The 20,508-nt window shown below is 40.3% G+C and carries 18 protein-coding genes; 2 read left to right on the top strand and 16 right to left on the bottom strand.

The features are described 5' to 3' along the window. Positions 1-84: 84 nt before the first annotated feature. Both AABM38_RS04095 and AABM38_RS04090 read right to left on the bottom strand, forming a co-directional pair. The gene (locus tag AABM38_RS04095) at positions 85-2,442 is read right to left on the bottom strand and encodes an immune inhibitor A domain-containing protein (protein ID WP_423410646.1); all 2,358 of its coding nucleotides are present in this window, start codon (positions 2,440-2,442) and stop codon (positions 85-87) included. A 410-nt stretch (positions 2,443-2,852) separates the two neighbouring features. Continuing rightward, positions 2,853-6,347 carry a bifunctional 2',3'-cyclic-nucleotide 2'-phosphodiesterase/3'-nucleotidase gene (locus AABM38_RS04090; protein ID WP_423409264.1) on the bottom strand — a complete coding sequence of 1,165 codons (3,495 nt, stop codon included), beginning with the start codon at positions 6,345-6,347 and terminating at the stop codon, positions 2,853-2,855. Positions 6,348-6,629: 282 nt separating this feature from the next. On the opposite strand from AABM38_RS04090, the gene AABM38_RS04085 reads away from it, so the two are divergent. Next, positions 6,630-7,688 carry a M20 family metallopeptidase gene (locus tag AABM38_RS04085; protein WP_423410645.1) on the top strand — a complete coding sequence of 353 codons (1,059 nt, stop codon included), beginning with the start codon at positions 6,630-6,632 and terminating at the stop codon, positions 7,686-7,688. A 28-nt stretch (positions 7,689-7,716) separates the two neighbouring features. On the opposite strand, the gene AABM38_RS04080 is transcribed toward AABM38_RS04085, so the two are convergent. The 7 genes from AABM38_RS04080 to AABM38_RS04050 form a co-directional block, all read right to left on the bottom strand. Next, positions 7,717-8,895 (bottom strand): hypothetical protein, encoded by a 1,179-nt coding sequence (locus AABM38_RS04080; protein ID WP_423409263.1) that lies wholly within the window; start codon positions 8,893-8,895, stop codon positions 7,717-7,719. 117 nt (positions 8,896-9,012) lie between these two features. Further along, complete coding sequence (locus AABM38_RS04075; protein ID WP_423409262.1) at positions 9,013-10,215, bottom strand: HD-GYP domain-containing protein; 1,203 nt, start codon at positions 10,213-10,215, stop codon at positions 9,013-9,015. Between the two features lie 229 nt (positions 10,216-10,444). Then, positions 10,445-11,677, bottom strand: a complete 1,233-nt coding sequence (locus tag AABM38_RS04070; protein WP_335375324.1) for an ATP-binding protein — start codon at positions 11,675-11,677, stop codon at positions 10,445-10,447. Positions 11,678-11,869: 192 nt separating this feature from the next. Then, positions 11,870-12,226, bottom strand: a complete 357-nt coding sequence (locus AABM38_RS04065; RefSeq protein ID WP_423409261.1) for an SCP2 sterol-binding domain-containing protein — start codon at positions 12,224-12,226, stop codon at positions 11,870-11,872. 203 nt (positions 12,227-12,429) lie between these two features. Beyond that, a complete protein-coding gene (locus AABM38_RS04060; protein ID WP_423409260.1) occupies positions 12,430-13,221 on the bottom strand; it encodes an ABC transporter permease in 792 nt (263 codons plus the stop codon). An 11-nt stretch (positions 13,222-13,232) separates the two neighbouring features. Continuing rightward, entirely contained in the window at positions 13,233-14,021 is a 789-nt protein-coding gene (locus tag AABM38_RS04055; protein ID WP_423409259.1) for an ABC transporter permease, read from the bottom strand. Next, positions 13,996-15,021, bottom strand: a complete 1,026-nt coding sequence (locus AABM38_RS04050; RefSeq protein ID WP_423409258.1) for an ABC transporter ATP-binding protein — start codon at positions 15,019-15,021, stop codon at positions 13,996-13,998. Before AABM38_RS04050 ends, AABM38_RS04055 begins: the two co-directional genes overlap by 26 nt. A 405-nt stretch (positions 15,022-15,426) precedes the next feature. Here AABM38_RS04050 and AABM38_RS04045 point away from each other — a divergent pair, with 405 nt between their 5' ends. Beyond that, positions 15,427-15,585, top strand: a complete 159-nt coding sequence (locus tag AABM38_RS04045) for a hypothetical protein (RefSeq protein WP_423409257.1) — start codon at positions 15,427-15,429, stop codon at positions 15,583-15,585. On the opposite strand, the gene AABM38_RS04040 is transcribed toward AABM38_RS04045, so the two are convergent. The 7 genes from AABM38_RS04040 to AABM38_RS04010 are packed head-to-tail and all read right to left on the bottom strand — an operon-like array spanning position 15,586 to position 20,465. Then, positions 15,586-15,882: a DUF5658 family protein gene (locus tag AABM38_RS04040; protein WP_423409256.1), complete on the bottom strand. Its 297-nt coding sequence runs from the start codon at positions 15,880-15,882 to the stop codon at positions 15,586-15,588. A gap of 51 nt (positions 15,883-15,933) precedes the next feature. Beyond that, positions 15,934-16,926: a nucleotidyltransferase family protein gene (locus AABM38_RS04035; RefSeq protein WP_423409255.1), complete on the bottom strand. Its 993-nt coding sequence runs from the start codon at positions 16,924-16,926 to the stop codon at positions 15,934-15,936. A gap of 15 nt (positions 16,927-16,941) precedes the next feature. Then, positions 16,942-18,837, bottom strand: a complete 1,896-nt coding sequence (locus tag AABM38_RS04030; protein WP_423409254.1) for an ABC transporter ATP-binding protein — start codon at positions 18,835-18,837, stop codon at positions 16,942-16,944. Next, entirely contained in the window at positions 18,723-19,208 is a 486-nt protein-coding gene (locus tag AABM38_RS04025; RefSeq protein ID WP_423409253.1) for a S24/S26 family peptidase, read from the bottom strand. Before AABM38_RS04025 ends, AABM38_RS04030 begins: the two co-directional genes overlap by 115 nt. After that, a complete protein-coding gene (locus AABM38_RS04020; protein WP_423409252.1) occupies positions 19,198-19,458 on the bottom strand; it encodes a PqqD family protein in 261 nt (86 codons plus the stop codon). Before AABM38_RS04020 ends, AABM38_RS04025 begins: the two co-directional genes overlap by 11 nt. After that, a complete protein-coding gene (locus AABM38_RS04015; protein ID WP_423409251.1) occupies positions 19,458-20,237 on the bottom strand; it encodes a hypothetical protein in 780 nt (259 codons plus the stop codon). The genes AABM38_RS04020 and AABM38_RS04015 overlap by 1 nt, the downstream gene beginning before the upstream one ends. A 45-nt stretch (positions 20,238-20,282) precedes the next feature. Continuing rightward, a complete protein-coding gene (locus AABM38_RS04010) occupies positions 20,283-20,465 on the bottom strand; it encodes a hypothetical protein (protein ID WP_423409250.1) in 183 nt (60 codons plus the stop codon). Positions 20,466-20,508 lie beyond the last annotated feature (43 nt).

The raw sequence follows: 20,508 nt of genomic DNA, 5'->3' as shown, positions 1-20,508 counted from the left end.
TTGGTCTGTCTTTTAATTATTTAGTTTATCACTCTTAAAGGAGATCCTGTTAGGCGAAAGCCCGATGTCCTTCTTAGTAATTTCTTATTTGTGGATCCAGACAGCACCGGCTGAGTTGTCTTTCGCTTCGCCGATAACCTGGAACTTAAGGCCTAATTGTGGAACCTTGCGTCCTGCATCTGGAATCAATTCGTTCATGTAAGATTTTGAATCATCAAATTGCGTTACACCTGGCAGTCCTTTGTAGTCAAAGATTCCACGTGACGGAGAATCGATGTACCATGCAGGAGTCTGATCCATTGAGAATGCAGCATCTGCTACCTGATATCGTGTACTTTGTTTTACTGATGGTTGGCCATTTAGTGTTCCAACGATCGCTTCTGGATGTGAATCGACTGGTCCTAAGAAGCCTTCACCCGGGTGGACACCAACCCAGTTATCTGTGAATGAGTCATCCGCATACCAGACTACCATTCCTGTATTGTACTTAACGCCGCGGCCAGCTAGAAGTGCTTTATCAGAACCAGCGTAGTTTCTCCACTCTAGGTAGTAGTAGTGGTCTTTTAAGAAGATTCCATTTGATTGTGTGAAACCATCAAGCGAAACAGCCGCATCGCCTTCAGCGCCATCAGCGAATGCTTCTTCTCCATCAACTGTCAGCTTCAACTCGTCCATTGCAAAGCCTTCAGGAGCCAAACCGCCATCTGTTACATATTCAAATACAAGTTTTACTTTTTTGCCGGCAAATTGGCTTAGATCATATTTCACATCTGCCCACTCGCCTTTAGTAGTATCCATTCCATCTGCAACGTTAGTATCGCCGATTTTATCAACTGCTACTTCTTCGCCATCTGCAGTAACTGCAGTGACATATACATAGTCATAATCGAATTCTACTTCATAGTTCGCTTTGTAACTAAATTCAGCGTTTGCTGCATTTGTTAAATCGAACTCAGGAGTTTCCAACGCAGTATGAAGATCATCACCTTTTTGGCTGTAATAGTACTTGCTGCCAAACTCAGGCTGGATTCCCTTCACTTCCTTCTTAGGAAGGTTAACTTTTACAATACCTGCATTCTTGGACTTCGTAACACTCTGGTCAATGACTGCTGCCATACCATTTTTATCAATGTCTTCGTAGTTTACTTCCGTAATGTTGGCCCAGTTGCCGCCAATTGTCTTTTGGAAGAACTCTTTATTTTGCGGAGAGAAGCTTGGTGCTTCCGTTCCTGCGATATTGCCGTTCCAGCTTCCGCCGCTCATGATGGACCATGATGCAACAGGGTCACCTTGGCCAGTGTACTGAGTGTCATACTCATCTGGAAGACCTAGATCATGTCCAAATTCGTGAGCGAATACGCCGACTGCACCGTCTTCTGGCTCAATTGTGTAATCGAATGCAGCCATTCTTCCTTCTTTCCAATAGTCAACATTTGCCTTTGTATTTGGTACAGAATAAACCCCGCCCAAATTCCAGCGATGTGACCAGATCGCATCATCACCAAGTGCTCCGCCGCCAGCTTCCTGTCCAACACCTGCGTGCAGAATCATTAAGTGGTCGACCAAGCCGTCCGGTTCGTTTTGATCTCCGTCCCCATCAAGGTCATACTGGTCAAACTTATCGTAGTCTGCCAAGTTAATGCCTGAAGCTACAGCTGCATTCAAAGCATCCTTTACTAATCCGCGAGGTCCTTTTGTTCCTGGTTTGTTATCATGGCCACCTTCAGGATTGTCGCTGCCATAGTCACTGTAGTTTCCAGGTACTGTCAGCCAGTCAGAAACCTTCCCGTCCACTGTATAGCTTCCGCCGGATTGCTCTTCATAATATTGTTTGAACGTTTTTACTTTCTCACCATTGAAAAGGGTGAAATCTTCGTCACCAAACAACATTTTTTCATAATGTTCTTTGTTGAAGTCATCAGAATACATATATCCTGGTTCCTGTTCAATGTTGTTGTGCTTGAAGTCTGCATATTCTACAAGAAGGACTAGAACCTCATCCTCACGCACATCACCGTTATAAGGAGCTTGCTTTGCAGAATCAACTTTGACTGCACCAGTCGGCTTTCCCTTTTTAAAGTTTTCGTGACCCTTGTCAAGCTGTTTTTTAAGCTTGTCCTTTTGCTTTGTTACGAAATCCTTCGCCTTATTATCAAACTCTTTTTGCTCCTTAGTTAAAGCCTTGTCAGCTTGTCCTGGCTTTTCGCCTTGCTTTTGCTTAATATACTTTTGTACTGCCTTAGTCACTTCAGCTTGAGAAGCACCTTTAGCAATCAATCCTCTTTCCTGCAAGGCTTTTGCCAAACGATCCTGGTCGACAATATTTAAATCTATCGGTGCGGATACAGGCGTTGTTGAAGCAGCTGCATGTTTTGGAGCCGCAGTCGTTCCTGCAAACGTACCAGCAAATAATGTGGAAGCAAAAACAGCGCTTGCCGCCATGCTGGATAGAACCTTTAATGAATTTTTCTTCTTCAAGAGAATTCCCCCTGCTATTTCAATAGTTTCGATTTTTCATATTTTCTGAAGAATCTGATTGCAATTTTAGCAAGGTTTTGAAATATTGTAAATTTTTAAAATATAGTAACAATTACCTGTAAAAATAGATAGAAAAGTTGAAGTTTACCATATTTATGCAACTTATTGGTCTTTATGCCCAACCAAATATTTGAAATTAGTGTAAATAAAACTATTTTAGTAAACTTCTTGATTGGGAAATTTTCTTTCGGAATGCTAAATTTGATTCGAATGGACTATAAGTAAATTAATGGAAAATAGCGAAAAATAGTAATTTTCATTCGCCATAAGTTAAAAAAAAGAAGAGCGCAAATTGCGCCCTTCCTGCCAATCTATTAATTTAACTTTGTTACACGGCCTTCTATTTGAGGATTCACACTACCTTTTGCCTTGATATAGTTTACGAATGCATCTAAATCTACTACATCAATTGTCTTGTCAGTGATCGTTGCAAGGATTGCATATCCATCTCCGCCGCCAGCCATATAGTTATTGACTGTTATAGAGTAGGTTTGATTCATTTCAACAGGAGTTCCGTCATTTTTCAAGATTGATACGATTCGGTCTCCAGCAGCTCTTGCATCATCATATGAAACCTTCAAGCCAGAAATAGGCATAATACGAACTTTGCTGCCCCATTGTTGTTCTAGCAAAGTCTTAATCTGCGCTCCAGTAACATTCATTTTTACAAGATCATTGCCGAAAGGCTGTACTGTGAAAGCTTCCTTCCACGTGATTTGACCTGCATCGATATCAGCACGAACTCCGCCAGAATTCATAAAGGCAAAGTCAGTGCCTGTTTGCGCGCGCATTGCGTCTGCAACCAGGTTCCCCATTGCCGATTCCCCAGCAGCGTTTGTGTCACGGCTGATATACTCAGGAGTTGTTCCAATTACTTCATTCAAGATAGGTGCCACATCTGCCACATAGCTATCAAGCAATGCCTTGATTTCAGCATCAGGCGTAATTTTGTCACGGTATGTAGTGACAATCTCCGCTTTCTTCGTCATTACATCCTTTGTTTTTGGATTAATCAAAAGATCTACATCAGAAAATGCAGTGCCATAAGAATAAGATTGTACAACCAATTTGCCATCTACAGTTGTGTTAGTGTATGCATGGTTATGCCCGCCAAAAAGCACGTCAACTTCGTCATCTACATTTTTAGCTATGTCAACAAGTTCGTCTGCAGCATTAGATCCATCCGCTGCTGATGAAGAAGGGTTGTGAGCTAAAACGATAATGGTTTCAACGCCCTTTGCTTTTAATTCCGCCGCGTAATTATTGATTGCTTCCGTTTCATCTGTAAATCTCACATCTTTAACAGCACTTGGAATCACGATACTTGGCGTATCGGACAAAACGATCCCGATGAAACCAATCGGTACTCCATTTACCTCTTCAATGTGATATGGCTGCAGAATATTTTTGTTTGTAGCTGCATCAACTAGGTTAGCAGCTATATAAGGGAAGTCTGCACCTTCAAATACACCATACTTTTCAACTGTTTTCGGGTGGCTGCCGCCATTGATCAGGCGCATCATTTCATCTACACCCTCATCAAATTCATGGTTTCCAACAGTACCAACATCAAAGCCAAGTTTATTTAAGATGTCAATTGTCGGTTCATCCTGCAATAACGCTGACACAGGTGAACTTGCCCCAACAGCATCCCCAGCATGCAGCATCAATGTGTTAGGGTTTTGGGCTTCACGCTGCTTCAAATATGCTGCAAGATATTCAATTCCACCAGCATTGATTTTTGAATTGTACGTATCAAGCTGTCCGTGGAAGTCATTGATTCCTAAAAGCTGCAATTCAAAAGGTTTTGTAACTGGCAGTTTAATAGAATACTTGCCAAAATTGTTTGCGCTTGGTCCTACGTATTCAATGTTGCTGCCCTCACCAATAGCATTTACTGCTTCCAAAGCGGAATCGAAAGTAACGTTCACATCATTCAATACAGAAGAGAATTTCCAGTTTCCATCAGCAGAAGGATCGATTGTTCCTACTTCACGAATATAATCGATGATGGCCTGACGGTTTTCATCTGGATACATTTCTACAGCTGACTTATTTCTCACACCTGGGAAATTTCCATTTGCACGATAGTTGTTAGTTACAACCAGGAATTCCTGATCCAGATTGATCGGTTCACCATTATACTTTAAATTCTTGATACGGTTTGCATCGGCATTTTTAAGGTTGCCATCCATATCATATTTTGCTGGTTCAGTTACATCGATTTCGTAAGTCACGCCATCAATGACATCATAGTTGTAAGTAGGGAAAGCATTATTAACGATATTTTGCTCTCCACTAACCGACTCATTAATTTGGTTGAACTGTCCTGCAGACATTTCAAGCCATTCCTTTACGTCTGCACCTTTAATTTTGATCGTTGAAACTGTGTTCGGATAAAGGTAAAGGTCTGCAACGTTTTTAATCGCAATCGTTCCTTCAGGTACATACGTATAGTAACTTGCGCCATTCCTTCCGCCAGCCTTAAAAGGTGCACCTGCAGAAAGGATTGGCAGATTTTCATCAGGAGTTCCTTTTACCTGCTTTTCTACATACCATTTCTGTGCGTTTGTTACGATTTGGATTGATGGGTCATCCTGTACCAGTGCAAAATAGCTATGGATGTCAGCTGTAGTTGTTCCGACAGGCTGACGAACATAATTAACAGTACCTTCATGGTCTTCTTTTACAGCATCTAAGATAGCTTTATCTGCTTCTGCCAGACTTTTCTTATTGGCTTTATCATAAATCGCTCTTAATTGAGATTTTGAACTTTTGACATTCCATTTGCCCTTTTCTTTGGCAATCGTCAAGTCCATGACACCTAGCTGGTTACCCCAGTTGCCTGGCATAACAACAGGCACACCATTGATTGTTCCGTTTTCTTGGTCTACACCTGGAAGTCCAACAAATGCGCCAGGGAAATTCAAATGGTTATGCCCTGAAATGATCGCATCGATTCCTTCAACCTTTGTCAGGTCGTATGCTGCGTTTTCTTCCATTTCAACGACCTTTTCGTCGCCAATTCCCGAGTGTGCAAGTGCAATAATAATGTCAGCGCCTTCTTCCTTCATTTTAGGAATTTGTGCCTCTACTGACTTAACTATATCTTTCGTAATAACTTTGCCATCCAGATTCGCTTTGTCCCACTGGACGATTTGCGGCGTTACAGCGCCAACTACACCAATCTTAATAACCTGTGTTTTGCCGCTCTCGTCTGTAACTTTTTTATTAAAAACTTTATAAGGCTTAAAATAGTTAACATCATTATCTGGATTCTCATCGCCATCATATTTGTAAACATTTGCGTTCACATATGGCATCGGTGCATCATCCAGGACTTCGTCAAGATAGTCTAAACCATAGTTAAATTCATGGTTACCAACTGTTGCCCCATCATAATCTAATAGTTTCATAGCCTTGAAAACAGGGTGCAATTCACCATCTTCAAGCTTGTCCACCTTTGCTTTATAATCGCCAAGCGGATTTCCCTGGATTAAATCCCCATTATCGAAAAGGAGGTTATTCTTTCCTGCCTCTTCTTCTCTTGCTTTTTTAATCAATGTAGCTGTTTTTGCTAATCCAAACTCAAGGGTTTCTGTATCCTTATAATAGTCATAATTATATAAATGCGTATGAATATCTGTCGTTCCGAGAATACGCAGCTGCACTTCATGCTTTCCTGCCTTGTCAGGCTTAGCAGCCGCAACTGTTTTCCATGAAACTGGTCCTGCCAAAACGGATAATGCCATTGTTGTCGCAACAACAGATTTTCCAAACTTGCGCAAAGGCTTTCTCAAGAAATCCATCTCCTTATTGAATAAATTGGTAGCACACGAATTTAATTATAGTAGGATTCACAGAGAGCGAATATGGACTGATAGACCTGAATTTTCTTAAAATTTTGTAAAAATCGCGTAAAGCATCAGGACTTAATTCCTAATATTTGTAAAAACTCCTCGAATGAAGTCAAAGTTTGCGAATAATATATTTATCATTTTTCCTCAGAAAGTCCTACCATTTATTTATAAGGTTTAAACCAATCACTAGTGGTAATGTAATGATAGATACTTATATTAGGAGTGTTGAGCATTATGAAGGAATTGCTAAAAGAACTACTGCTTATTGACAGCTCTACAAAGGAAGGTGCCAATCAGGCTGTGGAGTTTTGCAAACAGTGGCTGATAGAACATGGACTTCAGCCTGATTTAATCGAAAACAACGGTTATAAAATGCTCGTGTGCGAGATTGGCACCGGGGATACAACAATTGTTTTCAATGGACATGTGGATGTCGTTTCGGGTAAAAAGGAACAGTTTATTCCCGTTGAAAAAGATGGGCGTTTGTATGCCCGTGGTGCAGCGGACATGAAGGCTGGCGTCGCCGCCATGATGACCGCGATGAAGGAATTGAAAGATCGCAAGCTTGGAATGAAAATCCAGCTTCAAATTGTTTCGGATGAAGAAATCGGCGGTTTTAATTGTTCGGGATATTTAGTCGAAAATGGCTATCGCGGTGATTTTGTCATTTGCTCAGAGCCGACCCAGCTAGGGATTGCCCTCCAGGCAAAAGGGGTTCTTCGGCTTGAAGTGGAAATAAGCGGGAAATCCGCCCACGGTAGCCGGCCATGGGAAGGTGAGAATGCGATTGTAAAGGCTTATAAGGTTTATGAAAAGCTTCTTGAACTGCCCTTTACAAAAGAAAACTCGGAGTTCTACCCATTCCCATCTGTTAATCTTGCCATCATCTCTGGCGGAGAGGTTTTTAATAAAGTGCCAGACCGCTGTGTCATGTCCCTGGATATTAGGTATCTTCCTGGGCAAAACCCAGATGTCATTATTCAGCAAATCGAAAATATTTCAGGCGGGGAAGTCCGTGTTGGACTCCATGGCATTCCAGTTGCAACAGAGAAGGATAATCGGTTTATTACTCAGCTGAGACCTGTGCTGGAGAAGCATATTGGTGGCGAAGCCGTTCTGTTTGGCCAGCATGGGGCTGCTGATACCCAGCATTTCTCTGCTCATGGAATTCCTGCAATTGAATTTGGCCCTAGCGGCGGAAACTGGCATGGGGACGATGAGTTTGTGGAACTTGAGTCGATTGAGACTTATAAAGATATTTTGATTGATTATGTAACGAATTTTAATTAATACAAAAGACAGCCCTCCGGCTGTCTTTTTAACTGCTTAAACGGTATTTTTTTGACCATGAGTAAAGGAGCAAACCTAGCATCAGGATGATTTGCAGCAAAAAGACAACCGAATCCCAAAAACGCAGGCTATTCAATGGTTCTGTTAGACCAGGCAGCATGATGTGATTTATGGAAAAAATAAGTTGCGGGATGTAGTAATAGGCAGTGATGGCAGCCGTCAGGAGGACTCCTGCCAGATAGAAAATAGCATAGCCGTGAACAACCTTTTCTTCTCCTGCAAAAGTTTCTGTACGGCTGACTTTAAGGAATGGCAGCCATTTACTTAAATAGTTCTGGCCATTTTCCATTAGGTTATAACAGCCCGTCCAGTTTTCGAACACATAATATAAGTCCGTTTTCATAAACACCGTTGCCTGGTACACCAGACGGATGAAAGTATCCAGTACTACTAATTTCAGCAACCCTGTCAGGATTGATTCTTCACTCATGAAAAACTGCGCTGTTAAAACGATGAACAATACGGCCATATCAAAATACATACCAGCAAGGTACAGCTTATTTCGCTTTTTCGCAGGCAGTTTCCACACCTGAGACATGTCCGTTTCAAGGACAACAAAGAATAGCCGATGACCGAGTTCAATCCTCGCAGGCAGCCCCTCCGACCTGACCGCCAGCACATGCCCGAATTCATGAAGGATAACAAGAAGGAAGGTGATGATTAGCCATGCTGCAACGTTTACAATCATGAGATCGAAGACAAATAGATCTTTGTATTGTGGGAATAAATTCGGCTTTAAAATTAGCAGACCAACACTGGCAGCAAGGAAAGCTATGTATAGCTTGACGGTTATTTTATTAAAGAAGAATTTGCCGAGGTTGACAGGAATCCATGAATATCCTAATTCCCCCTTAGGTCCATTGCTTCTAGTAATCTCTTTTCCATCAAGTTTGCTTACCAATTCAAACTCAACTAACTGGTTGACGAATTCCAGTATGTCGATTTCATCTTCTGGGTATTTAAGCTTGAGAGTACATTCAATTTCTTCTAGATTGATAGATTGGTTAATCAGTTCAATTGCATCGACAGAGGGTATAGGCATCTCGTAAAATTCTTCCGAACCAATATCTTCAACAATATAGTGGTTTTTATCTTTTTTTATGTTCAACGGACGCAAGGAAACTTTTGTCGCATAGCTTAAATTCATATAATCACCCATTTAGTAAAATAGGGATGCAGCAATACGCTAACACCCCTCCCATTATTTAAGGTAAATATGCACACCACCAGCAAGTTGTTTTTACTTTTTTTAATTTACGGATTTTCATAATATCACCTCCCTACAACTAATGTTATTTTGAATAGGGAGAGCTTCGGACCAATTATATTTCATATGAAATGCAATCCATTCTGGAAAAACCTCTTTAAACAGTTCCACTAAATGGGGATCGAATTGTGTACCTTTTCCTTCTATTATCCTTTTATATGCTTCTTCAAGAGGCATTGCCGAGCGGTAAGAACGCGATGAAGTCATAGCATCAAATGCATCAGCGACCGATACAATTCTCGCTAAGAAGGGAATCTCATCTCCTTTTAGCTGTTCTGGATAGCCTTTCCCATCCCATCTTTCATGATGGGACTTTATAACGTCTATACTTTCTCCGAGTCCTCTTACTTTGATAATAGCTTCAGCACCTACCACAGGATGCGTTTTTATTACTTCATATTCATCCTTTGTTAGTTTGCCTGGTTTCGTTAGGATAGAATCTGGTATGTTTACTTTTCCTATATCATGGAGTAAGCACGCATATGTAAAAGTTCTAAGTTGATCTAATGAATATTTTCCAGTCAAAGCTGCTAATGAGTTTGCATAAAACGCAACCCTTTCGCTATGCCCTCTCGTATAAGGATCTTTAAGTTCGATAGTAGCTATTACACCTTTTACAATCCCTGAAAGTTGGTTATCATATGATGTCTTTATTGCCTCAACATACCCTTTGAAGCGTTTCAATATAATAAATCCTAACATTGACAGTATTACTATCAGTGCAACTGGAAATATTACAGCAGTGGTTTGTAACAATAAACCAATAAAAACATATTTAAACATTGTTCCAAGAGATACTGCCCAAAAGAAGAGTGAATTTACAAAAATAGGCGCAAAAAGGATTAAAAAAACTTCCACAATATTCCCACTTTTATATTCTAACCCACTTCCAAAGTAAGTTAATGAATCATATAACGTAGTTAGAATAGTATAAGTAATAAAGAAAAAGTATTTTACCCAAAAAAGCCGCCCTTTTTTCATCATAATTATTACAATGGGCATTAACAAAATAATTAAGAAGTAATAATAAAATCTCGTATTGTCAAAGGGTTGAAATTCCTGCTTAGTAATAAAATTTGGATAAATATAAAAATAAAAACTTTCAAAAGAAAGAAAAATCATATAAAACAAAGCCAAAAACCACTTTATGGCCCTTTTTTCTTCATGGTTTAAAGATGAATCTTTTATTATGTTTTGCATCTTAATTCCCCGATTCTGGTCAATTACCTTAGACGTTGTTTACCTTCATATCGCCAAAAAAAAAAATGGTTTAATAGATTTAAATTAAATTAAATTAAATCGTTACTATTTTCCTACCTTCGATTCGTCAATCATCGACATTTTTCTCCATTATAAACCAAAAGGACTATTCTAAGAATAGTCCTTTTGGTTTATTTGATGGATAATATTTCATTAATCTAAGATGTTTCTACATGGAATTTGATAAAGGTAGTGATATAGTAACAACAGTCCCTTTACCAAGTTCACTTTCTATACTGAAAACTCCGTTATGCTCTTCAATAATTTTTTTAGTAACCATTAAACCTAATCCTGTGCCATTTTGTTTGGTTGTATAGAAAGGTTCTCCGAGCTTAGCTAGCTTCTCTTGCTCTATTCCACATCCCTCATCTATTACTGTAACCTCGACAAAACCCTTTTTGTTGTTAGAACAAATGATTACTGTTCCTGCCCCGGGCATTGCTTCGATAGCATTCTTAATGAGATTAATAAAAACCTGCTTCAATTGATTTTGATCACACAAAATAACGCAAGAATCACTGACATCAAGTTTGATATTTATATCTTTTCTCTGAGCGTGAGGCTCCATTATTTTTATAACATACTGAATAATGTCCAACAAATTACTTTGGCTCTTTAATGCTGTATTGGGCTTTCCCAAGATTAAAAGGTCTGTAACGATTGCATTAATCCTGTCGATTTCATTAAGCATGATTGGATAATATTGATCATCACCTTTATCTTTCTCCTGCTGCAACTGAGTGAAACCTTTCAAAGAAGATAACGGATTTTTTATCTCATGGGCAATAGCAGTTGCCATTTGTCCAATAATAGCTAGTTTATCTTTTTGCCTCATGTCCTCATTAATCTCATTGATGGCATTTACATAGGATTGAAAACGAGTTAACAAAATCCAAGCAATCACTGCAATAAAAAATATTAATCCTAAGGCAAAAAGTACTTTAGCCGATTGGAAAATTAGGCCGGTGATTAAGTACTTAAAGAAAAATCCAAGGGTAATAACCCAAAAGAAACGCTTATTCACAAAAATAGGTGAGAATAATATAAAATAAACTTCTAATATATGTCCACTGCTAAATTCTTTATTAGTACCCCAGTAAATCATAATATTGTTTATAATATCTAAAAGAACAAAGGAAAAGAAATATATGTATTTTATTTTTTCGGGCATGCCTTTGTTAACTAAATAAATGGCTACCGGTAGTAGAGAAAAAAGAAGGAAGTGAAAGAAGAATCCCATTCCGCCTGAAGGAAATCCAGTTGTCTCATGACTAAAATGTGGAAAGATATAATAGTAGGCCAAGTCATAGGGTAATAAAATTATATAAAAAGTCCATAAAAAAACCTTAACAGCTTTTACTTCCTCATAAATCAAGGCTGTATTTCTTTTAAATTGCTCCATTCATAATCTCCTTAAGTAAAATAGTAACATTTTTTTCTAGCCTTATTATATCAGGGTGTGTCATATTTTGTTACTATTTGTCATAAAATGAAAAGCTTTTTCAATAGAAGTTCTTTATAGATTCATAGATTCTTTTTATGACATATAAAAAAAAACAACGGACCAGATCCTTAAAGGCCTGATCCATTGTTTTTATACAGTTTCACTCAAATTATATTCATTAAGGATGGTCTCAAGCTTCAGCGCAAGTCCCATGCTACCCTGGACCCTCAACTTCCCTGTCATGAAGGCTGCCGTTCCGTTCAGCTTGTTCTCAATCATCTTCTTGAAGTTTTTATCTGAGAGCCTTAGGGTACAATCTGCAGATTCCATTGCTCCTTCAATTACCCTTGCAGAGCCATTGTCCATTACCAGCTGAAAAGTGCCGCTGTCCTCACCAGTGATTTCATACTGATAAATGACATTTAATCCCCGAATCGGCTCCGGATTATCTTTCATAACCCCTTCAATCATCTGCCAAACCTCCCTAACCGACATCCTTTCCAACATCCAGAACACCCCTATCAACCTCAGAATATATCTACATCATATCTATTAGAAAATTTAGCATCAATCCGATATAAAACGTATTTATATCTATCACCCGACAAACAAAGGGCCAGCTTTAACACATTAAAGCAGTGGGGGTCAGACCCCCACTGCTGTGATGCGTCCCCGGCGCGGTAGTGTGCTAAAGCACCTAACTCTTCACCCTAGCTGCCTGTGCTGGCGAAGGCTTTTAGGCCTTTGTTCCAGAAGGCGTAGGCGATGACGCAGCAGACGATGGCTGCGACTGGTGTCCACAGGGCGAATTCTTTGTAGCCTGATTTATCGATGAAATAGGCTGCTGGATAAAATGCTGTGAAGCCGTATGGGATGATCCATGTCAGGAACATGCGGATGCCCTTGTGATAAATCGTCAGCGGGTATCTCGCAAAGTCGCTCATGTTGAATACTGCCCATACGATTGGCAGGCTGTCGATCATCCAGAAGCTGAACGTAGCAAAGAACAAGTTGATTGCTACAAAGATCAGCCCTGAAGAAATGACCATCACGACGAGCATCGCAATTTCCGCAGCTCCCCAGACGAGATCAAGCTGCGGAATGGCTGTTCCCAGTATGAATAATCCGATAATCAGCTGACCAAATCCATCCTGATGCAGCCGGTCTGCCACAACGTGAAACAATGGATTCACAGGCCTTATCAGCAACCGGTCAAGTTTCCCCGGCCTGATATACTGCCAGCCCAACGTCCATAAATTATCAAAGAAAATCTGGTGGATTGACCGTCCTGTTGCCGCGATTCCGTAGATGAACAGAATTTCGTAAAAGTTCCATCCATTGATTTGCTCAATGTGGTCAAAGACCACTTTTACAAAAAAGATGGAGGCGAACTGCTCAAGCATGACCGAGGCGATCCCAATCAAAAAGTCGATTCGGTATTCCATCATCACCTTCATATGACTCTTCGCAAATTCCCAATATAATCTCGTATAACGACGCATATGATCCCCTCCTAACCTCCAAAAATCGTAATCTGCTTAATTGCCTGTGTCCAGATTACTCTTACTAACACGTACAATGACACCAGCCAAAAACACTGAATTCCAAGGGCCAAATAGGCATCAGTTCCTGTAATCAACCCGGAATAAATCGATACAGGCAAATACACCATCGCCTGGAACGGAAGAAATTCAGTTATCGTACGCAGCCAGTCCGGAAATAATGTGATTGGCACGAGTGCCCCTGAGAAAAACGTGATCAACGATTCCTTCAGCACACGAACTCCCCACACATTGACCGTCCAGAAGGCAAGCACCCCAACAAGGAAATCAAAAAATGTCCCAATCCAAATACCAGCAAGCGCACTGAGCACAAATAAAATGATCGTCTCCGGCGATTTAGGGAATGATAGATCCATAAAGAAATAGGCAATCAAAATCATCGGAATCGTTCCCTGAATCAAGTACATAATTTTACTGCCTACATCGACCGCAAACATCTTAAAAATCATATCGTAAGGTCGCATCAACTCAATGGCAACCTGACCGTCCTTAATATTTGCCGCCAGTTCATTTCCAACCCCGCCGACAAATCCTTGAAGCAGCATCGCAATGACGATATAGGTCACCATCGTTTCTAAATTTATGTTTTCGATCGTGGACTGGTTCGCGTAAACCGCCTGCCAAAAGAAGTAAATGATCAGCAGCCGCATCACAGATGACAGCGTACCTGCCCAGTACCAGGCCGAATAGGCAGTACTCTCCTGCATTCTTCCCTTAGCTATTTGCCAATACTTCCTCATGCTCTCCCCCCTGTTCCTGCTTGTTGTAAAGTTCCTCTACAATCGTCTCAATCTTAGGATCGGCAATATTCAAATCACCAATTTCATATGCACTCATCATTTCAGAAATGACAAACGAGCTTTTCACCGTTTCATGGTCGAATGAAAGACTGACCTTCGTTTCTTCTTCATTCGGTAAAATAGAAACCACTCCTTCAAGTGTTGCTGGCAGCACAAATTTTTCTGCATCAGCCAATTCAAAATGGATAACCCGCTTTTGTCCGAACTGCTTTTTAATCTCATCCAGGCCACCATCATACAAAATCGTGCCGCCATCTATGATGATGATCCTTTCACAGATTTCCTCAATATCCTGCATGTCATGTGTAGTCAGCAGCACTGTTGTGCCCCAGCGCTGGTTCATTTCTTTGATAAACTTTCGTATCTTTACTTTTACCGCAATATCAAGCCCAATTGTCGGCTCATCAAGATAGACAACAGACGGTCTGTGAAGGAAAGCCGCAGCCAGTTCACAGCGCATTTTTTGTCCAAGAGAAAGCTGTCTGACAGGGATACCCAGCAACGGCTCAAGATTCAATACCTCTGTGAACATACCAATTGTCTCCTGATACTCATGTTCAGGAATCTCGTAAATATGCTTCAAGAGATTGTAAGATTCACGCACCGGAATATCCCAGAACAGCTGCGTCCTCTGTCCAAACACCGCTCCAATGTTGACCGCGTTCTTCTGGCGGTTTTCGTAAGGGACCAGACCGTTAACCGTTACTTTGCCAGATGTCGGTGTCAGAATTCCTGTCAGCATCTTGATAGTCGTTGACTTTCCAGCGCCATTCGCACCAATATAGCCAACCGTTTCACCTTGCTCTATGGTAAAATTAATCCCCTTCACCGCATGCTTCGTTTCATACTTCCTGTTAAAAAGCGACTTGACCGCTCCCTTAAGACCAGGATCCCGTTTAACTAACTTGTATTCCTTTTTTAAATTTTCAACAGAAATCATTTATTTAATCATCCCTTTCACTCAAGAACATACATTCGTTTTTTTAAGCACAAAAAAACCACAGACATGCAGTCTGTGGTTGACGCAGCTATTTTAGGCAAAAATAGGCTTAACTACACACAATACAGGCAGGCCGAAGGTGAAACATATGAAATTGCTTGAGCTTTTACAGTAATGTCAATCATTTCGACTGCCTCCTTTGATAAGTACTTTCAAATTATAACCGTTAGGGAAAATATTGGCAAACTTTTTTTGAAACAATTTCGAAGTTTCACTTTATTACACTGACGCATTAACCTGCCGGGGGTCTGACCCCCAGCGCGTTAATACATTAAAATATAAAAATACTAGAGCCGATGCCAATGGCAACGCAACAACCGAGACCGTAATCCCGGAGAACAGCTTATGTTTGAGCGTGTGAAACATTTGCAATGCGCCTTCCTTTTTATAAAAGATAAGGAAATTATACGCCTCTTTAATAATGGGATATTTGTTATGGAAATAGTAAAAAGAAGTGAACTTTTTGAGGTATATATTAGAGGAGAAAAATATAGCCCTGGCTGATCAGATTAATCGGACCAGCCAGAAGCCATGGAGACCAAATACGAAGGTATAACATATGGCAGCAAACAGTGTGAGAGCTTTTACTATCTGAGATTCCGGCACTTTTTTATAAAAGATAAACAACAATAAAGCAAGAGATAGACTAAGCTTAATTAGAATAAAATGACTAAGGTCCAGAGAATATAACCTCTCCATCAGCGGATTTGCCTCTGTAATGAGCGAGTTTTCAATTCCGACTACGGTCAGGAATGCATCGGCAAGATTGAGGAGGGATAAATAATAGAATAACAGGACCAAATGAATCACCTTCCTTTTATAATTACTTTCCCATCCTCTGGCCTGATCATACTATTTCTTTGCTGGAAGAATAGTTGACAGGATTTCCTTTACCATGTGGCTGGATGAATCGTAGCTGAAATATTGATAGTCGATATAATCGGCATATTTTTTGTAAAAAGATAGCCCATCCTTCTTCTCGCTTAAATACAAATATTGCTTATTCGCTTTATATGGAAAAGGCTTTATTTTATCCAAAAACGGGAATTCCTGATAGACCGCTGTAAGTGTTCGGATTATTCTTCTTTGAGTTTTATGGACCTTAGCTGTTTCCATTAATTTTGCAAAGTCTAGTTCATCTTTTAAAAAATGAATAAGATGGATAATATCCAAATAATATTTATAGGAGTCGAGGTTGTGCCGCCAGCCATGAAGGACAATCATGTAAAACACATGGAAACTGCTCAACTCTTTGATAAAACTCGTTTTCCCATACGGTTTAGCTTCATGCCAAAAATCCTCAATATTAAAATTCGCAGTCGACTCCTTCAGCAAATCCCAATGCAGTTCAACAACCAAAGGAATTTCCGATCCAGGCAGCTGTTTACTGTAGCTGCAATGAAAATGGCCTGGGATTTTCTCCTCTTCTGTTGTGAAACCAAGCTGCTTGATCATATCTATCGCCTGCTCAAGATCACGGTACTTAATCAGCAAATCGATATCCGAAGTCCGTCTGGCGCCAATATTTCCAAAATAGGATTCTGCCAAAAAAACTCCTTTAAGTGGAATGACTTCTAAACCGTTCTCTTCAAAGGAATGAAGAATTTGAGTCATCTGGTGTTTTACAAATAAGTTAAGCAGCATTGTTTGAAAGAAGTGCTTTTTCAAATATAGATAGAAAACGTTTGGTACTTCACCGAGTCGATCTTGTTCTTTTAACAAATGGTAGAGCTGTGGAGCAATGGAATCGAAATCTTTATTATCTATGTGTTTTTTATAATAGGATTCATCAATGGGCAAAGCCGTTTCTTTCAAATACAGTGCTTCCAGCAATTGATTTGTCATTTCTCAAAACTCCAATCACTTTGATACAACATATAAATGTTCTGATTTTTTCGGCTTGATTGTATTCAAATTCCTGTATAAGCCATCCTGTGCAATCAGTTCTTCATGGGTACCTGTCTGAACAATTCTTCCTTCATCCAGCAGGACAATTAAGTCAGCATTCTGAATTGTGGATAACCTGTGGGCAATGACAATGGTTGTTTTCCCTGTCATCAAATGTTCCAGCGCTTGTTTCACCATAGATTCAGTACTGCTATCCAATGCAGAAGTCGCTTCGTCCAGCAGAAGAATCGGCGCATCTTTTAAAATTGCCCTGGCAATCGCGATCCGCTGCTTCTGCCCGCCAGATAATTTAATCCCGCGTTCGCCAATCTCAGAATCATATCCCTCAGCCAACCCCATAATAAAATCATGAATGCACGCCTGCTTTGCCGCCTCGATTATTTCCAACTCTGTAATCCCTGGCCGGGCCATTAACAGATTGTCACGAATACTTCCTGCAAATAGAAAGGTCTCCTGAGGAACATGAGCAATCGCGCTTCTTAATTCTGACAGCGTCATTTCATCTGATGACAATCCATCTATTAAAATCTTTCCCGACTGCGGCTGATAAAAACCCTGCAGCAGGTTGAACAACGTCGTTTTCCCTGCCCCGCTCGGTCCAACTAAGGCAATCATTTTGCCAGGAGGTATTTGCAAATTTAAGTTAGAAAAAATCGTTTTGTTTTCATCGTAGCCAAAGGTTACATTTTTAAATTCAATTGATTTTACATTCTTTTTTACAGGAGTGAAAGTTGGCAGTTCAGTTGAGGCCAAAGGCTTTTCGACCAAATCAATCATTCTCTCAATTGCAGTAATTGATCTTTGAAAGCCGGCCCACTGCCCCGCGAGCCCAGTCAAAGGGTTGACAAGATAACCTACTAAATTTGTAAAAATCAGCAAAGAACCAATAGTCATTTCTTTTTCATAGACAAAATACGCACCAAGCGAAAGACAGGTCAGAAAAACGACAGAACTGATTAGATATCCGCCTGAATAATACCAGCCTTGAAGCTTTGCGTTTTCCAGCTCTAATTTAAAATAGTCATCATTTTGCCGTGCGAATTTTTCAAAAATCTTCTTTTCGAGTGTGAACGATCGGATAACTTGAATTCCCTGGAACGTCTCATTCAAGGTGTTGTTAATATCGGCAATTAACCTGTGAAGCTTCCGCCCATTACGCTTCAGAAGCAAGCCAAAACCAGCGCCAGCAACAATCGCAACTGGAGCAATCAGGACGCTGATCATACATAAAACCCAATTGATTTGAAATAAATAAATGAGGACCGCAATATAGGTGACTGGCAGACGGATTAAACTAATCAAACTGCTTCCCGTAACACCATCAATACTATGAATATCATTGGTGAAATACGAAAGAAGGTCGCCAGAACGAATGTTAGAGGCATCGCCTGCTCTCAGGCGAAGAATATGCTTGAATAAATGCTCTTTCAAATCCTTTTTCAAGCCGTTGGAAGCAATCGTTTCAAAATAAATATCAAAGAAATTTGAAATGATATTCAGGATGGTAAGCCCAATTCCAATCGGAATCAGCTTTTTCAGTTCGGTGAAATCCCCGCGAATCGCCGCATCGGTAATATTCCCGAAAAACCAGGCAAACGCCAAGGTGAAAAAAATATCGAACCCTAATAAAAAAAGGAGTACCGAATACGCCTTCCAATGCTTAAGAAAAAACGGTTTCAGCATCGAAAAGGTTTTGCGGATATCCTTCATTGAAAAATATTGATTTGCAAGGGTTATAAGCTGGTCAATTTTCGCCATACGGTGCTCCATAATTTTTGATTTTTCCAGTTCAGGTACTTTCTTAGCATCCCAGACAGGAATGGCAATGACAGGATGAACATTCCCCATAGGTTCGCTGCGGAATTCTCAACGGATAATTCACGGTCCTTCTTTTTAATAGAAGAAAGCTTCCCGATTAACTGCCCTTCCTTAACAGGAACGTCGCAGCCCAGGTTCGTATCCCCTTTTAAAATGTAATGCTGGTTTTCATCAATCAATTCCTTACGTAAAAATCGATGGGCAATCAGCTGGCCGTGCTCTGTATGGAATAAAACAATGTTTCCTTTTTCCAAAGAGTCAGGGTTGGATAGAATGAACCTGCAGACATCCCCTCTCTGGATTAAAGGAAACATGCTATTCCCTTGTGCCGGCAGCTCAAGAAACCCGTCCTTTTCAACAGCACTTTTCAAAAAACAAATCGTTGCCTCGTCAAATAGCATGGTCAATCAGCCCGTAAGTCATTAAATCGGATAAAAACTTATCGATAGAAGTTTTTTCACAAGTTGAACCATATTCCTGATCAATCGCCTCTCTGAGAGATTCAGCCGTCTGGGCCTCACTAAGCTTCAGCCAGCAAAAGCCGCCAAGCTCATTAAGCCTTGTAACCGTGAATTGATTTGTATCCAGAATGATCCACTCATCCTCAATATGGGTCGCCTCAAAGCTATTTTTTTGTTTAAAATGGACCATTATGAAATCAGCTCCCAAAATGTAGGATCTTTACGAAAATGCAGCTCATATGCCGGGACTTTCTCCACCAATGTCCGCAATAGCCCCATAATTCGCTGCGTCTCAGCGGGGTCATGGTGCCAGTAAAAAACTTTATCCATAAGCGATAAAAGTGCATCCGGTTTGCGCAGCTTTTCCAGTCTGTTTTTTTCAGATTGGTGTAAAAGTTGAATGCCTGCTAGTGGACACGGTTGTTGATAAGCTGTGGATAGCAGCTCACTGCGAAACGGCGAATCAAACACCGTCACTTCATCCGGAGTGATTTTTACAATTGTTGCTTCATCTGACAGCAACTCACGCGGGTGGGACAAGGCTGCAGCTGTCGACTTACCTGCGCCTGAATGACCAGCGAAAATATGAGCCTTGCCATTTTCAATTGCACATGACGAATGAATCAATAGGCCCCAGTTGTGATAGACGATGTAGGAACTGTAGAGGTTCATCAGTGCATGCTTTAAGGCCAGTTCGTCGTGCACGTGGATGGTTGCTGATGTGTAGTCTGGGGTGGATTCTATTAGGTAGTCGGATCTTTGGAAGGTGATTTTGTCTTCAGCTTTTTTGATTGCTACGTGGTAATCTTTAAAAGAGGTACCGTAGCCTGGAAAAATATACACTTTCAGGTTTTTTGCTTCAGAAGTTGTATCAACCTCTCCAAAAAACTTTCGCCATTCCTTAGATATTTCCGATGGGATGGAAATCTCTACAGTATGTTCTCCAATTTCACTTAGATATTTATGCATGATTAACTCCAATAATATTAATTAATCTTTTATTCAATTTATTTCTTATGGCTTATTTGGATGGTCCTTTTTCGGGTCATAGGGATCATGTGGATATTTATCTCCATCACTTTTTCCAGGATCACCTGATACTGGTCCATGGCCTTTGTTCCAACTTTGCGAAGTTTCAAACTGAATTGGCTGATGGCTTAATACGATTGGACGACTATTAACATTTTTCTCTTTCATCTATTATCCCCCTCTTGTTCATTATATAGAACAACAAAACCAA

The sequence above is a fragment of the Heyndrickxia sp. MSNUG genome, from assembly GCF_049532715.1.
Classification (GTDB): domain Bacteria; phylum Bacillota; class Bacilli; order Bacillales; family Cytobacillaceae; genus Mesobacillus.
This window is presented reverse-complemented; position numbering and strand designations above follow the sequence as displayed.